15 protein-coding genes are annotated in these 15,018 nt (G+C 56.6%); 4 read left to right on the plus strand and 11 right to left on the minus strand.

The annotated features are described in order from the left end of the window. Positions 1–5: 5 nt before the first annotated feature. Together HPY58_05265 and HPY58_05270 are read right to left on the minus strand one after the other, a co-directional pair. Complete coding sequence (locus HPY58_05265; protein NPV29064.1) at positions 6–986, minus strand: TolC family protein; 981 nt, start codon at positions 984–986, stop codon at positions 6–8. A gap of 175 nt (positions 987–1,161) precedes the next feature. Continuing rightward, on the minus strand, positions 1,162–1,536 hold the full coding sequence (locus tag HPY58_05270) for a hypothetical protein (GenBank protein NPV29065.1): 375 nt from the start codon (positions 1,534–1,536) through the stop codon (positions 1,162–1,164). Positions 1,537–1,570: 34 nt separating this feature from the next. Between HPY58_05270 and HPY58_05275 the strand changes: the two genes are divergently transcribed. From HPY58_05275 to HPY58_05285, 3 genes are all read left to right on the plus strand, one after another. Next, the gene (locus tag HPY58_05275; protein NPV29066.1) at positions 1,571–1,762 is read left to right on the plus strand and encodes a hypothetical protein; all 192 of its coding nucleotides are present in this window, start codon (positions 1,571–1,573) and stop codon (positions 1,760–1,762) included. Positions 1,763–2,124: 362 nt separating this feature from the next. Further along, positions 2,125–2,802, plus strand: coding sequence for a response regulator transcription factor (locus HPY58_05280; protein ID NPV29067.1), 678 nt, complete (start codon positions 2,125–2,127; stop codon positions 2,800–2,802). Next, positions 2,799–4,178 carry a HAMP domain-containing histidine kinase gene (locus tag HPY58_05285; GenBank protein ID NPV29068.1) on the plus strand — a complete coding sequence of 460 codons (1,380 nt, stop codon included), beginning with the start codon at positions 2,799–2,801 and terminating at the stop codon, positions 4,176–4,178. The genes HPY58_05280 and HPY58_05285 overlap by 4 nt, the downstream gene beginning before the upstream one ends. A gap of 60 nt (positions 4,179–4,238) precedes the next feature. Here the strand turns inward: HPY58_05285 and HPY58_05290 are convergent, their stop codons facing one another. After that, complete coding sequence (locus tag HPY58_05290) at positions 4,239–5,507, minus strand: adenosylhomocysteinase (protein NPV29069.1); 1,269 nt, start codon at positions 5,505–5,507, stop codon at positions 4,239–4,241. A 308-nt stretch (positions 5,508–5,815) separates the two neighbouring features. On the opposite strand from HPY58_05290, the gene HPY58_05295 reads away from it, so the two are divergent. Continuing rightward, on the plus strand, positions 5,816–6,913 hold the full coding sequence (locus HPY58_05295; protein NPV29070.1) for a DUF362 domain-containing protein: 1,098 nt from the start codon (positions 5,816–5,818) through the stop codon (positions 6,911–6,913). Here the strand turns inward: HPY58_05295 and HPY58_05300 are convergent. The 8 genes from HPY58_05300 to HPY58_05335 form a co-directional block, all read right to left on the minus strand. Continuing rightward, on the minus strand, positions 6,910–7,590 hold the full coding sequence (locus tag HPY58_05300) for a hypothetical protein (GenBank protein ID NPV29071.1): 681 nt from the start codon (positions 7,588–7,590) through the stop codon (positions 6,910–6,912). The two genes, HPY58_05295 and HPY58_05300, sit on opposite strands and share 4 nt — an antisense overlap. Positions 7,591–7,835: 245 nt before the next feature. Next, positions 7,836–9,452: a chaperonin GroEL gene (groL, locus tag HPY58_05305; protein NPV29072.1), complete on the minus strand. Its 1,617-nt coding sequence runs from the start codon at positions 9,450–9,452 to the stop codon at positions 7,836–7,838. 18 nt (positions 9,453–9,470) lie between these two features. After that, a complete protein-coding gene (groES, locus tag HPY58_05310; protein NPV29073.1) occupies positions 9,471–9,758 on the minus strand; it encodes a co-chaperone GroES in 288 nt (95 codons plus the stop codon). A gap of 805 nt (positions 9,759–10,563) precedes the next feature. Beyond that, complete coding sequence (locus tag HPY58_05315; GenBank protein NPV29074.1) at positions 10,564–11,058, minus strand: MogA/MoaB family molybdenum cofactor biosynthesis protein; 495 nt, start codon at positions 11,056–11,058, stop codon at positions 10,564–10,566. Positions 11,059–11,088: 30 nt separating this feature from the next. Continuing rightward, positions 11,089–11,547 carry an MOSC domain-containing protein gene (locus HPY58_05320; GenBank protein NPV29075.1) on the minus strand — a complete coding sequence of 153 codons (459 nt, stop codon included), beginning with the start codon at positions 11,545–11,547 and terminating at the stop codon, positions 11,089–11,091. Continuing rightward, positions 11,532–12,032, minus strand: a complete 501-nt coding sequence (gene moaC / locus HPY58_05325) for a cyclic pyranopterin monophosphate synthase MoaC (protein NPV29076.1) — start codon at positions 12,030–12,032, stop codon at positions 11,532–11,534. The genes HPY58_05320 and moaC overlap by 16 nt, the downstream gene beginning before the upstream one ends. A gap of 4 nt (positions 12,033–12,036) precedes the next feature. Continuing rightward, positions 12,037–13,017: a GTP 3',8-cyclase MoaA gene (gene moaA, locus HPY58_05330; protein NPV29077.1), complete on the minus strand. Its 981-nt coding sequence runs from the start codon at positions 13,015–13,017 to the stop codon at positions 12,037–12,039. A 67-nt stretch (positions 13,018–13,084) separates the two neighbouring features. Then, the gene (locus HPY58_05335) at positions 13,085–15,013 is read right to left on the minus strand and encodes a molybdopterin biosynthesis protein (protein ID NPV29078.1); all 1,929 of its coding nucleotides are present in this window, start codon (positions 15,011–15,013) and stop codon (positions 13,085–13,087) included. Positions 15,014–15,018 lie beyond the last annotated feature (5 nt).

The following is a 15,018-nucleotide window of genomic DNA, read 5'->3' on the forward strand; positions in this document are numbered from 1 at the left end:
ATTTTTTAGGTGCCCCCGCCAGAGGCAGCCCAGGGTTTTTCGAAAGCCATTCTTAGATAGGCATGGTTGCGGAGTATTTCTTCAACGGTTTCCTGTGCCTGGATTACCTCTGCTTCGGCAGCAACCAGCTCCGCCCTGGTGATCATGCCGACAGCAAATTTCACCTGGGCGATACGCAGCTTTTGCTGCGCTGTTTTCAATGCTTCCTGGGCCGCGTTGTATTTTTCCTCAAGATTTTTAGCCTGGTAATAAAGACTGCGGGTAACGTTGCCCAGGAGTTCTACGGCGCTGGCCGCATCCAGTTCTGTCTGGTTGAGTTCTATCTGTCTTACCTCGTACGGTGTGTAGTCACCGCTGAAATACATCATCTCTGCAGCCCACTTCGCCAGGGTTACTTTTTGTTGGGCAAGCCAGGCGCTGGGGCTTTCTTCGATGACCCGCTGCACTTCATAATCGAGGTCGGCAACTTCTAAAGGCTCGTAGGCAGGCTTATCTGTCAGCCTCGGCCGCTCATTAGAGCCCAGCCCGACCAGCTGGTTGAAGGCATTGTAGGCATCCTCCAGGTTATGCCTGGCAGCAACCTCATTGCTTTGCGCCTGTTTCCATTGCATTTCAGCTTCGCTGAGGCTCGAGGGCGATGCCGCGCCATACGCAAGCCGGTTGCGAGTGTTCTGCAGGTTGATCCGAGCCTGCTGGGTCAATTTTTCCATGGTGGCCAGTTTCATCTCCGCCACCTGGACATCCCAGTAGCTTTTGCAAACTTTCAGCACCAGGGCGTCCGTAGTCGAAGTCAGGGTTTTTTTGCTCATCTGCCAGTTGAGATCGGCCGAGAGCAGCCTGTTCCAGCTGGCCTCGATTTCCGGGTCGTAGGTTTCTCCCTCAACAGGGGTAAAGCTCAAGGCCTCACTTGCCTGCTCACGCAATGCCTCCGTTCGCTCAACTTCATACTGGGCCTTTTTAACATCTTTGCTGTTTTGAAGGGCCAGGCTAATGGCCTGCTCCAGAGTCAGAACATCGTCGTTCTGCTCTGCAAAAGCCGCCGGCAGCAACGATCCCAGAACTAAAAGCAAGGTCATTAACAAGGTAATTCCCTTCCGCATTTAATCCCTCCTCATTTTTCCTCCGGACGCTGCGGAGTCGCCCGGCACCGGCCTTTTCGTACTAGTTCGGTCGGATCAGCTGGATAAAAGCAACAGACTGCTCACCACTCGAAAGTTTTTCTCCAAACCACAACATCAATAAGTCGCCTTCCTGAATGTCCCCGACCTCGAGCCGGGCTGTTTCCTGATTTCCGGGGCTCCTGTTAAAGCCCTGAATTTTAATGATTTGGGCATCTGCAGGGATTACCAGGTCCAATGTTTCATCTGTAATCTGGAACATTTCTGCTCTCCGCCTGGCACGCTCTTCCGGGCTCGGGGGCTCACCTTGTTCTTGCTGAATTTCGCTTCTTTCAGGTCTTTCAGGAGGTCCGTCTGGCGTTCTGGCCTTGTAAACGGTTAACTTGCTGCCGGCAACGGTTTTCACTTTCCCGATCATATCGGGGGGCCTCCGGGGAGGTGCAGGCTGCTTTGTGCTCTCGCCGGATGCTGTTGCATTTGCAGAATTCTTCTGCCCGCTGCTGCCTGCCGGGCCGGTCTTGGAGCCGCATCCTGCTGTCAGCAAGAACAGGAAAACAGTTGCCGCTGCCAGCAATTTTTTGCCCAACATAAAAAATTCCACCTTTCCTCAATATCACCATATTCTCCGACACAGTGAAAAATAGAGAAAACGTTAACATCAGACCATATCTTCCATCACCACCAGCTGCAAACCATCAAGACCTGAACCCGCTTCGGCGCAGAGATCAAAAGTCTGTTCTGTCAGGTGTTCTGCCGTCTCTCTGGAACCAGAAAGGTGGAGGCTTAAGTTGTATACCTGGTTAATTAACTCTGTGAACCAGAATGTTTTTTGGGAGCCTCTCCGGAATGGCAGCCAACATTTCTTTTGGATAAATTTATAAATAGAAATTGTGGGAAAATTATCAAGAAATTGTGGGAGATTATGAAAGGAAGTATTTAAAAAGGACGTGGTCGTGAAAAAAACACGTCCTTATTTGTTATAATTTAGGTCAAGGGAGGTCAGGATATGTCCTTTCGAATTTACTTGGTTGAGGACGACAAAAATCTGAACTCCGTGCTGACCAGTTATTTGCAAAAAGAAGGCTGGCAGGTCTCTTCTTTTTTAACCGGAGAAGCAGCGAGACAGGCCATCGGCGATTCCCCCCATTTGTGGATACTGGATATTATGCTCCCTGACATCGACGGCTTCCAGCTTATCAAAGAGATTAAAGCCGCTTCACCTGACATCCCGATAATTTTTATTTCTGCGCGGGATGCCGACATCGACCGGGTTGTTGGGCTGGAAATGGGCAGCGACGATTATCTGCCGAAACCTTTTCTGCCCCGCGAGCTGGTGATCCGGACTCGCAAACTGCTGGAGCGTGTATATATGCGCCCTGCGCAACAGACCGAGCCATCAGCCCTGACGATTCCTCCATATTATGTCAATGAGGCAAGCAGAACTGTCAGGTTAGGGGAAGAGGTCGTTGAGCTGACCTCCAAAGAATTCGACCTCTTGCTTTTCTTTGCCAAAAACCAGGGCCGGGCATTATCCAGGGAACAGATACTCAACTGCATCTGGGGTGAAGATTATTTCGGAACAGACCGGGTGGTTGACGACCTGGTCAGGCGGCTGCGCAAAAAGATGCCGGAGCTGCGCATCGAAACGATATACGGGTACGGTTACCGGATGGTGAAGTCATGAAAAACCTTCCATTATCTCTGCAAATCTGGCTGGTTTTTACTGCCATCACCTTAGGCATCTCGGTGCTGTTAACCATTTTGTTTCCCTGGACTTTGCGGGATTTCTTTACCAGGGAAATCTATGCTACCATCGAGAGCGCTCAAAGTTTAATGTTCAACCGCTTCGCCAGCGAGCTAAATAGAGGAATGTGGAAACCGGGAGTTTTTTTCGAGGGATGGCAGCAACCGCAGGACATCCGTGCCGTTAATCATTTTATAATCTCTTGCGAAAGCGATGAGATCATTTCTTTTCGCGTCCCTCTCCTTTCTGAAGAGTTTTTGTACAAGGTAAAAAAAGAGGCAAAAGAACAGATGAGCAGCAGCCAGCGCTACAGCGGTCAGGTTGGAGGCAGGAAAATATTTTACGTAATAAGCAAGAGTAATCTATGGGGATACGACGTTTTTCTTGTCTCGTACATGTGGGACTCTTACCGCGAGGATCTGGTGCAAACCCTCTTCAAGAGGCTGGTGCTGATCATGAGCCTCGTATTCCTGTTCAGCTGGGTGCCTTCTCTCGGCCTGGCAAGATATTTGTCTAACCCGCTGGTGACTTTGGAGAAGCGCGTTAAAAGGCTTGCCAACCGCGACTGGCATGAGCCCATCCAGCTGCAGCGCAAGGATGAAATAGGCAGGCTGGGCCAGTCCGTAGAGCAGCTGCGAAACCAGCTGATTCGCCAGGATGAAGCCCAGCAGTCGTTCTTGCAGCATGTATCCCATGAGCTGAAAACTCCTGTTATGGTAATCCGCAGTTATGTGCAGTCAATTCGCGACGGCATCTATCCCAAAGGAGACTTAACAAGCACGGTGCAGGTAATCGAAGAAGAGGCCGAGCGGCTTGAAAAACGCATTCGCAACCTGCTTTACCTGACCAAACTCGACTATATGGCAAGTCATAAGCCTGTGCACGAAACTTTTGACATAACCCGATTAATCAGGGAAGTAATTGAGAGGCTGCGCTGGCGCCGCAGAGAGCTGGACTGGTCGTTAAAGCTCTCCCCTGTCAAAATCAAAGGGAATATTGAACAATGGCGGGTAGCTTTAGAAAATTTATTCGACAATCAGATACGTTATGCCAGAGAACAGGTTAAAATCTCTTTGTCTACAGGAGGCAGCGGCAGCGGAGCTGCTCTGCTGCACATCTGGAACGATGGGCCCGCTATCGAACAGGAAATCATGAACAGGCTGTTTCAAAAGTTCAACAAGGGATACAGGGGAGAATTTGGGCTCGGCCTGGCTGTTGTCCAGCGCATTGCTTCTCTGCATGATGCCAAAATATGGGCTGCAAACGAAGAGGAAGGGGTTTCTTTTTACCTGGAAATCCCCGTTGCTCAAACCTAAACAGCAACCAGGCCTGCCTCCCGCGCCCTGGCAAAAACCATCGCGAAGGGGGCATTCTTTTCAGGTGCCGGACTCCCAGGAGGCCAGGTACTTTTTCTGCTCATCGGTCAGCTCCTCCAGCCGCACCCCGAAAGCCGCAAGCTTCATGCGGGCAACCTGCTCGTCAATTTCCCGGGGCACCCGGTAAACGTCAGGCTTTAAATCTCCCTGCTGCGCGATCAGCCAGGCAGCAGAAAGGGCTTGATTTGCAAAGCTCAGGTCCATCACCTCGACAGGGTGGCCCTCCCCGCAGGCAAGGTTGACGAGCCTCCCTTCACCCAGCAGGCAAATCCGCCGCCCGTCCTGCAAAACAAACTCCTCCACATTTTCACGGACGGTCCGCCGCTCCCGCGCCCGCGCCTCCAGCGCCGGGATGTCGATCTCCACGTTGAAGTGCCCGGCGTTGGCAAGGATCGCCCCATCCTTCAAGGCGGCAAGGTGCTCCTCCCCTAAAACGTGGATGTTGCCGGTTGCAGTGACAACGAAATCGGCCCTGGAGGCGGCGTCCTTCATGTCGGTCACCTCAAACCCGTCCATCCAGGCCTCCAGCGCCCTGAAGGGGTCCACCTCGACAACGATCACCCTTGCCCCCATGCCGCGCGCCCGGGCGGCGATCCCCCGGCCGCACCAGCCGTAGCCCACAACCACAAAAACAGATCCGGCCAGGAGGTAGTTGGTGGCGCGCAGGATCCCGTCAATGGTGGACTGCCCGGTGCCGTACCGGTTGTCAAACAGGTGCTTTGTGAGGGCGTCGTTGACGGCCACCACCGGGTACTTTAAAGCGCCGTCCCGCGCCATCGCCCGGAGTCTCACCACGCCGGTGGTGGTTTCCTCGGTCCCACCGATTACCCGGAGCGCCTGGGCGGGCCGCTCCTTGTGGAGCGTTGTCACCAGATCTGCCCCGTCGTCGATGGTGATCTGGGGTTCGGTGTCGAGGGCAGCATAAATCTGGCGGTAGTAGGTTTCCCTGTCCACCCCCCGCCGGGCATAGGTGGGAATCCCGTAGATCACGTTGAGGGCGGCGGCAACATCATCCTGGGTGCTGAGGGGGTTGGAGGCGCAGAGCACAACCTGCGCTCCCCCGGCCTTGAGCACCCGCGCCAGGTTGGCAGTTTTTGCCGAAATGTGGAGGCAGGCCGCGATCCGGATCCCTTTCAGGGGTTGGGACTCTTCCCACTCCCTGCGAATTTGCCGGAGCACCGGCATCTTCCGCCAGGCCCACTCGATTCGCCGTTCCCCCAATTTACCCAAGTTTTCGTCCCTTAATGTCAAGCAGGCAAGACTTCCCATTCCTTTTCCTTCCCTCCTTGTTTAGTCAGTTCAGACGCGGAGTCGTCGATCCATCCCTGTTGCCCTTCTGCCTGTTGATTTCCCCGGCGCGCAGCCCCCAGTCTGCCCCCGTTAATCATACCACAAATTTCATTCCCGCGTCCCGTCCGAATTCCCGGAGATCAGGCAGGTTTCCTGCCCCCGGAGAAAGTGCCCGAACACCGCGGTTGAAGGCAAAAATCTTAATGAAGATATAGGCAAGCCCCCTTCTCTTGTGCTAGACTTGTAGCAGAAGCGCCAGACAAAATCATCGAAAGGGTGAGGGATGCTTGAGGGCAGAAGTATTTTATGCAGACTCGAGGGCGAAAAGCGGAGAAAACCTGCTGGATAAAGTCGGGCGCCTCTTCGACCGGGCGGGCTTCGCTCCCCTGATCAGGCCAAAGGACCTCGTTGCCGTGAAGATCCATTTTGGGGAAAGGGGGAATACCGCTTACATCCGCCCTCAGTTTGCCCGGAAGGTGGTCGAAAAGATCAAAGAGGCCGGGGGGCGGCCTTTCCTCACCGACGCCAACACCCTTTACGTGGGAAGCCGGGCCAATGCCGTCGACCACCTGGAGACCGCCCTGGAAAACGGCTTTGCTTATGCCACCGTCGGAGCGCCGCTGATCATCGCGGACGGCCTCTGGGGGCGTGACTTCGTCACCGTAGAAATAAACCAGAAGCACTTCCGGGAGGCAAAGGTGGCAAGCGCCGCCTATTATGCCGATGCTTTAATGGTTCTCACCCACTTTAAAGGCCACGAAATGACGGGCTTTGGTGGAGCCCTCAAGAACATCGGAATGGGCCTGGGGTCGCGCGCCGCCAAGCAGGCGATGCACTCTGACGCCCTTCCCACGGTGAACCCCGAAAAATGTATTGCCTGCGGGCGCTGCACCAGGTGGTGTCCGGCAGGGGCGATCAGGGTAGAAGAGGTGGCAGTAATCGATCAAGGACGCTGCCTGGGCTGCGGGGAGTGCACCATCATGTGCAGGGAAGAGGCAATTGCCATTAACTGGAAGACAACCCCTGATGCCGTCCAGGAAAAGATTGTGGAGTACGCTTACGCCGTTTTAAAGAACAAAGAAGGGAAGGTGGGATTCATCACCTTCCTCACAGACATCAGTCCGGAATGCGACTGCTGGAGCTACAACGACGCTCCCATCGTCCAGAACATCGGAATTCTCGCCAGCAAAGATCCGGTAGCCCTCGACCAGGCCTGCGTCGACCTCGTAAACGCCCTGCCGACCCTGCCGGGATGCAAGATCGACCTTCCGGCAGGAGCCGACAAGTTCCGGGGCCTCTACCCCGGCATCGACTGGACGGTGCAGCTGTCCTACGGAGAAAAGATCGGCCTCGGCACCAGGGACTACCGCCTGATCCGGGTTTAACCGGGAGGTTTGATTTCGATCTTTTGGTTGAAGTCCCGGAATTCCACGGTCAGCGAGAGGAAGGTGCCGGGGCTGTTTTTATTCTCTGCAGTAGCCTGCGCCTTCAGGAGCATCCGGCTCCTTTTATCAACCCAGAAGCGGTACGTAAAGTTCTTCCACCACATTTCCAGATATTTGTTTTCGATCTCCGGCCGGAACTCCACCAGCCAGCACTTCCGCCTTCCCACCTTTTCAGTCCTCAGAATTCTGGGGCTGCCGATTATTTTAAACTGGAAGTTGCTTAAAGGGTTGATTTCGGCCCAGAATACCTGCTGCCTGGTGAGGTCGTTCCCTTCCAGGACAACCCATTTTTCGGAAACGGGATCACGGGTATAGGTCTTCTTTCCGATCTGAAAAATCTCCACAGGGGTTCCCAAAATTGTCCCTTTGATATGAAAATCTTCTGCCGCCTTTTCCCCCTGCACCCGGCTCCAGGTCTGCTTTTTTCCCCCGAGATTAAATTCTGCGGCAATCTGGTAGCGGTAACCCCGCGCCTGGTTCGCCCGTTTCACCGTCTCCTGAATCAGCGCTCCCGGCTCGACCTTTGTTTGAACCCGGTAAAAATAAAAGCCCCCAGCCACCAGAACAAAAACACACAAAAACAGCCCAGCCCGCCAGAAAGCCTCCTTCTTCTGCAACCGGAGTTCCCCCCAGTCCATTGCTCGAACCACTAAACTCTAAGCTACCTCCAGTTTATGCTGAAAAAGCCCTCCCTATGCGCCTCTCTCCAACCCTGCCGCTCGACTCTCTGTCCCCAGTTTCAGTGCCTTCCGGAGGAGGCTCTTCCTGGAAACGCGAAAAGGGATCCGCTTGGCGACGGATCCCTTCTGTTTCACATGGGAGGTCTCGACCAGTTTGCACCTTTTCTCGCGTGATTCTTCTGCTACATCATCGGCATCCGCGGCATCCGGGGGGATTTTTCTTCTTCCTCTTCAGGTTTGTCTGCAATCAGGCACTCGGTGGTAAGCAGCATCCCTGCAATGCTTGCCGCATTCTGCAGGGCAGAGCGGGTCACCTTGGCCGGGTCGACAATGCCGGCCTCAAACATGTTCTCGAATTTTTCCGTAAGGGCGTTGAACCCCCAGCCCGGCTCCATGGCTTTAACTTTTTCCACCACAACAGAGCCCTCGTAACCGGCGTTGTGCGCAATCTGCCGGAGGGGCTCCTCCAGGGCCCTTTTAACGATGCCGATTCCAGTCGCTTCATCCCCCTCGGCTTCGAGCTGCTCAAGTGCAGGAATGGCGTTGACCAGCGCCACGCCGCCTCCTGCCACAATTCCCTCTTCAACGGCCGCGCGGGTGGCGGCAAGGGCGTCCTCGATCCGGTGCTTCTTCTCGCGGAGTTCCACCTCGGTTGCCGCCCCAACCTTGATCACGGCAACACCTCCGGCCAGCTTCGCCATCCGCTCCTGGAGCTTTTCCCGGTCGTACTCGGAGGTCGCCTCTTCATACTGGCGCTTGATCTGAGCAATGCGCTTTTCAATCGCTTCGGTAGAGCCCCTTCCCTCGACAATGGTCGTCTCTTCCTTGCCGACCGTAACCCGGCTCGCCCGGCCCAGCATGTCGAGGGTGGTGTTCTCCAGCTTCAACCCTTTTTCCTCGGTGATGACCTGCCCTCCTGTGAGAATTGCAATATCTTCCAGCATTGCCTTCCGCCGGTCCCCGAAACCGGGAGATTTCACGGCAGCACAGGATAACGCGCCCCGCAGCTTGTTCACAACCAGGGTTGCAAGGGCTTCCCCTTCCACATCCTCGGCAACGACGAGCAGGGGCCTCCCGGTTTGGGCAACTTTCTCCAAAATGGGGATGATATCTGCAACCGCCGAAATCTTCTTGTCGGTAATGAGAATGTAAGGATCCTCAAGCCTTGCTTCCATTTTTTCAGGATCGGTGATCATGTAGGGTGAAATATAACCCCGGTCGAACTGCATTCCCTCCACAACCTCAAGGGTTGTCCCGATGGTCTGGGATTCTTCAACGGTAATCACCCCGTCGTTTCCCACTTTTTCCATGGCATCGGCAACCCAGCTTCCGATTTCTTCATCTGCGGCAGAGATCGATGCAACCTGGGCGATGGCCTCCTTGCTTTCAACCGGTTTCGCAAGCTCCCTGATCTTCTGAACGGCCGCTTCGGTTGCCCTCTCAATCCCCCGCTTCAAAATCATGGGGTTGGCTCCGGCCGCGACGTTTTTCAAGCCCTCCCGGATCATCGCCTGGGCCAGAACCGTTGCCGTCGTCGTTCCGTCGCCTGCAACATCATTGGTCTTGGTGGCTACCTCCTTTAAAAGCTGGGCGCCCATGTTCTCCCACGGATCTTCCAGTTCGATTTCGCGGGCAATCGTAACTCCATCATTGGTAATCTGCGGAGGACCGAACTTCTTTTCCAGAACAACATTGCGGCCCTTGGGGCCCAAAGTCACCTTTACGGTATCGGCAAGCTTGTTCACGCCCCGCTCCAGGGCGTGGCGCGCATCTTCACGAAAATGGAGCTCTTTCGGCATCTTTCACCCTCCCTTTATTTAGTCAACAACCGCAAGAAGATCCCGTTCGTTAACGATCAGGTATTCTTTTCCCGCAACCTTGACTTCGGTGCCGGCATAGCGCGAGAAAATCACCCGCTCCCCCACCTTTACCTCCAGGGGAACCCTTTCTCCGTTTTCGAGGACCTTCCCCGTCCCTACCGCAACGATTTCCCCCTGCTGGGGCCTCTCTTTTGCGGTATCCGGTAAAATAATCCCACCCTTTGTTTTGTCTTCTGCTTCTACGACCTTGAGTACAACCCGATCGCCTAGCGGCCTCAGATTCACAACTTGACCCCCTTCTTTTTATTAGCACTCTCTTAAATTGAGTGCTAGATCTGACACTATTATAATAATTTCACCCCTGAAGAAACGCAAGCCGTTGAGAGGCCATTAAGTATAAAAATCGCGCTTGTACTTAAAACTTTTTCCAAAAATCTCGGCGATTAATTCTTTTTGGCTCATTTACTGCTCCAAAATAAGATTTTCCCAGGATTAATTCTTTCCTGCAGGGCGGCAAACTATACAAAAACAGCCATCCATCAAGTCCGGCTGCCCGGCAGCCGCAAGAAGCGGCAGCCCCCCAGGCAGCCGCTCAAATAGCCAGAAAAAATAAATCTGGAGCGCATATCATCATCCGGATCGGGAGAGAATATAAGCAGGTTCACAGCAGCCGGGCTAAGACTACTGCAGGTCTCATAATATACGGGCGTTTCCTGAAAAGGGATCTGCAGTGGTCGAGCAAAGGTCCCTGCAGGTTCTTAAAGGTATTCCCTTGCCGGATCTGCAGGAGCCGGAGCGAAGGCCGGTATGGGTCGGGTGAGGGTCTGCCGCAGCCCGAACGGTTACGGCAGGCTCAAGAGCAGGGATCCATTACCGGCCGGGCGCAGACTGGCTGAGGTTCTGCAGGGGTCTGCAAGGGCCGAGAGGTTCTTGCAGGCTCTGTAAGGATCTCCTCGCAGTCGGGCAAAGGTCGGTCCTGGTTCGAAAAGGGTCTGCAGGGGCCGAAAGGTTCCTGCAGGCTTTGTAAGGATCGCGGCTGGCCGGCGCGCAGGTTGCTGTGGGCCTGTCTTTTAAGGTTTCAACGGCAAACTCACGCATCAGGGCGGGCGCATTCTCCTCCCCGCCCCTGCAGAATCTCAAGGGCATGAGGAAGCGCGGGCAAAATCACTTCCAGGTTCTCCCGGACGGCGCGGGGGCTGCCCGGGAGGTTGATGATCAGGGTTTGACCGCGGCTTCCCGCCACCCCCCGCGAAAGCATGGCGTGCGGGGTGTGCCGCAGCCCGGCCGCCCGCATCGCTTCGGGGATGCCCGGGATGAGGCGCTCCACCACCTCGAGGGTTGCCTCCGGCGTGACATCCCGGGGGGAGAGACCGGTTCCGCCCGTTGTCAGCACAAGATCCACTTTTTGGTCGTCTGCATAAAAAATAAGCTTTCTGGCAATTTCCTCTTTCTCGTCCGGAACCACATCGTAAGCAACAACTTCTCCTCCAATGGAAGCAACAATTTCTTTAATCACCGCCGCACTGTAATCTTCCCGGGCTCCCCTTGCCCCCTGGTCGCTCGCCGTCAGAATCGCCACCTTCACTGCCACCCCTCCTGTTCGGGTCAACCTCTCTTAATTTGCGCCTTGCTCTGGTTCGGGTGCGAGGACCTCGATGGGGTCCCCCACCTTTACGGGGCCGCCTTTTAAAACCCGGATGAAGATTCCCTCGCGCGGCATCACGCAGTCCCCCGCCTGGTAGTAAATGGCGCACCTGGTATGGCACTCTTTCCCGATCTGGGTAACTTCCCCGAGGGCGTGCTCACCCAGGCGGATTTTCGTGCCCACAGGGAGGTTGACAAGCTCGATCCCTTCAGTCGTGATGTTTTCTGCGAAATCGCCTGGCCCCACCCCCAGACCCTGCTCCTGCATCTTTTTGATGCTTTCCAGGGCGAGCAGGCTGACCTGGCGGTGCCAGGGCCCGGCATGGGCATCCCCCTCAAGGCCGAAATTTTCGATCAGCATCCCCTGCCCGACGTTGATTTTCCGCTCCCCTTTGCGGGAACTGGTGCACACTGCTACGATTCTTCCCATTCCGCTTCCCCTTCCCGTAAAAATCTTTCGCTTTTCCCGCCCGACTTTTCCACCAGGCGGATCTCCCCGATCACCATTCCCCGGTCCACCGCCTTGCACATATCGTAAATCGTCAGGGCAGCAACACTCACAGCGGTCAGGGCCTCCATTTCCACCCCGGTCTTCCCCCGGCTCTTCACCCGTGCCTCGATTTCAACCGCACTGCGCTTCGCGTCAAACCGGAAGCGGAGGTCCACCCCGTCCAGCAGCAGAAGATGGCACATCGGGATCAGTTCGGGAGTGCGCTTTGCCGCCATAATTCCGGCGACCTGCGCCACTCCCAAAACATCCCCCTTTGCAATCCCCCCGGTTTGAATCAATTCCAGGGTTTCCGGCGCCACGAAAACCGCTCCCCGCGCCCTTGCCTCCCTTGCAGTTTCGGGTTTTCCCCCCACATCAACCATGCGGGCGCGGCCCTGCGGATCAAAATGGGTCAGTTCGGCCAAATGCTCAACCCCCAATCTGGCACATCCCCCGCCCCCCCTCGGGTGCGCCTTTTGCTTTATGGTAGCCTTCCGGCTTTAAAAGGAGAGCGGTCCGGAAAATCTCTTCCAGTTCGGCATCGCCTGCGCCTGCCCGCAGCGGCCCCCGCAGGTCGACCTCCCGGTGATCGTGGAGGCAGGGACGGAGCTTTCCGTCTGCCGTGAGCCGGAGGCGGTTACACCGGGCGCAGAAGTGGTTGCTCACGGCATCAATAAACCCTACCGTTCCCAGGGCGCCGGGCAGGCGGAAGTACCGGGCAGGACCGCTTCCCGAGATTTCTCCGGCCGGAGCAAGATCTCCAAAAATTTCCTGGAGCACCGATTTAATCTGGGAGCAGGAGATAAAATGCCTTCCCGCCAGATCCCTGCTCGTCCCTACAGGCATGATTTCGATAAACCGCACGTGGAGGGGATAAGCATACGTGAGGCGGGCAAAATCCGGCCATTCCCGGTCGTTGAACCCCCTGAGGGCCACGACGTTAATCTTGACGGGATGAAAGCCGGTCCTGAGCGCCCCGGTGATCCCCTCCCAAACCAGGTGAAAATCTCCACCCCGCGTCAACCGCCGGTAATTTTCTGCATTCAGGGTATCCAGACTGATGTTGAGACGGCGTATCCCGGCTTCAAAGAGCCGTTCTTTCATCTGGGAGAGAAGAGTTCCGTTTGTGGTCAGAGACAAATCCTTGACTCCCGGCAGAAGGGCAAGGGCCCTGATGAAAGAAAGGATCCCGCGCCTGATCAGGGGCTCTCCGCCTGTCAGGCGAAACCTGTTGATCCCCAGCCGGAGAGCAACCTGCGCAATCCGGATGATTTCCTCAAAGCGCAGGATCTCGGCACGGGGCTTGACCCTGATCCCCGCTGCAGGCATGCAGTAAAGGCACCGCAGATTGCAGCGGTCTGTCACCGAAATCCGCAAATAGTCAATTCTTCTTCCAAACCTGTCCTCCATAGCCCCCTCCCTCCCTGAATTCAGGCAGCAGAGGACCGCCCCGGGAGGCCGCCCGGGCCGCCCCATTTTACGTTCTGGCCATAATTTTCCCGCAGTCCCTGAAGTCGTACCCCGCAAGCTTCCCGGCCGCCCGGCGGAAGCCGGGATCTGCGAGAACCTCCCTGAGAAGGCGGATCTCCTCCTCTTCCCAGAAGGCCGCAGGAATGCAGAGGTCGTAGCGCTCTTCTCCCACAGGAATGAAATCCAATCCGAGCGCCCCGGCCGCAGCCCGGATCCCCAGGCCGACATCTGCGCTCCCGGAGGCGACGGCTGCCGCAACACTCATGTGGGTGTACTCCTCCCGTTCGTAGCCCGAGACCCGGTCCGGGGAAATCCCCTGCCGGCGCAGCAGGTGGTCAAAGAGGAGCCGCGTCCCCGAACCCCGCTGGCGATTGACGAAACGGATGCCGGACCGGGTGAGGTCCGCCAGCTCCCTGATCCCCAACGGGTTCCCCCGCTGCACAATCATCCCCTGAATGCGGTAAGCCAGGTTAACCAGGTACGCCGGCTCGCCGCCCAGGATCCGCTTCACATAGGGAAGATTGTACTCACCGGTTTCCTTATCCAGCAGGTGGACCCCGGCAAGGTGGGCCTCACCCCGCGCCAGTGCAGTCAGGCCTCCCAGGCTCCCCACATGAGAAGAAACCAGGCGGAACCCCGGGCGCTTTTTCCGGATCAGGTCCGCCAGGAGATCCAGAACCAGGTCGTGGCTTCCCACCGCAACAATGGTGCGGGCTATCTCGTGCTGGGGCCGGAGAAGCTCCACCTCCACCTCGGCCCCGGCGGCATATCCCTCCGAGAGGCGGGGGATCCGCAGAATCCCGTCAGCCTGCACAAGGGAAGTCACGGCTCCCGCGCCCCGGGGGAGGGTTAAAACCACCAGTTCATCCCTGACGCGCCCGAGCTTCACCCTCACGAACTCCTCGGCACCCAAAGGGGAAACGAACTTCCGGCCCACCCTCGCCTTGACCCGCGGCCTTTCCGGAACGGGCAGCCCCAGCTTTTGATAGACAACCGGGCGCGCAAAGATTTCAAAGGCGAGAGCTGCTGAAACGGGGTAACCGGGGACGCCGATGGCAGGCTTCCCCTGAATCGAGCCCAGGACCACAGGCTTTCCGGGTCTGATGGCAACACCGTGCACATAAACCTCCCCGAGTTCCCGGATCAGGGAGGCGGTGTAATCTTCCCTCCCCGCCGAAGAACCGGCGATCACCGCAACCATATCCGCCTTTCCCAGAAATTCAAGGATTACCTTCTTTAAAAGCTCGTAGTCATCGGGCGTCCGGGGGCCGTAGACCGGCTCCCCGCCCCATTCCTCCACCAGCCCTCCCAGCACCCGGCTGTTGGACTCAATCACTGCTCCCGGCTCCGGTCTTGCTCCGGGTGCAACCAGTTCCGTTCCCGTCGGGATCAGCGCCACGCGGGGTTTGGGATAAACCTCGACCTCGGCGACTCCGGCGGTCAGCAAACCCCCGATGTCGTAGGGGCGAATCTGCTGGCAGGCAGGCAGAATCATTTCCGTTTCCACAAAATCCTCCCCCGCGACCCGCACGTGCTGCCAGGGAACGGCGGGGGCAATGATTTCTACAGTGCCTTCTTCCGGAAAATGGAGGTCTTCGATCATGATCACCGCATTCGTCCCTTCCGGAAGGGGGTCCCCGGTGTCGACCAGAAACGCCTTTTCCCCAAGCCGGAGCCGGACCGGGTTTGTCTCGCAAGCTCCGAAGGTATCCCCGGCAAGGACGGCAATCCCGTCCATTGCAGCAGCGTGGTAGTGAGGCGAGGAAATCAAAGCAAAGACCGGCTCCGCCGTCACCCGTCCCCTTGCCTGAGCGACAGGAATTCGCTCCGGCCGTCCCGGGTTCAGCGCCCCCAGGCCGGCGAGGGCCGTCAGGAAGCGTTCCAGGGCCTCCTGGCGGGGAATGTTTTCCAGATAGCGCTGTCCTGCTTTACCCATCTTCC

This window comes from Bacillota bacterium, from assembly GCA_013177945.1.
GTDB lineage: Bacteria > Bacillota > DSM-12270 > Thermacetogeniales > Thermacetogeniaceae > Ch130.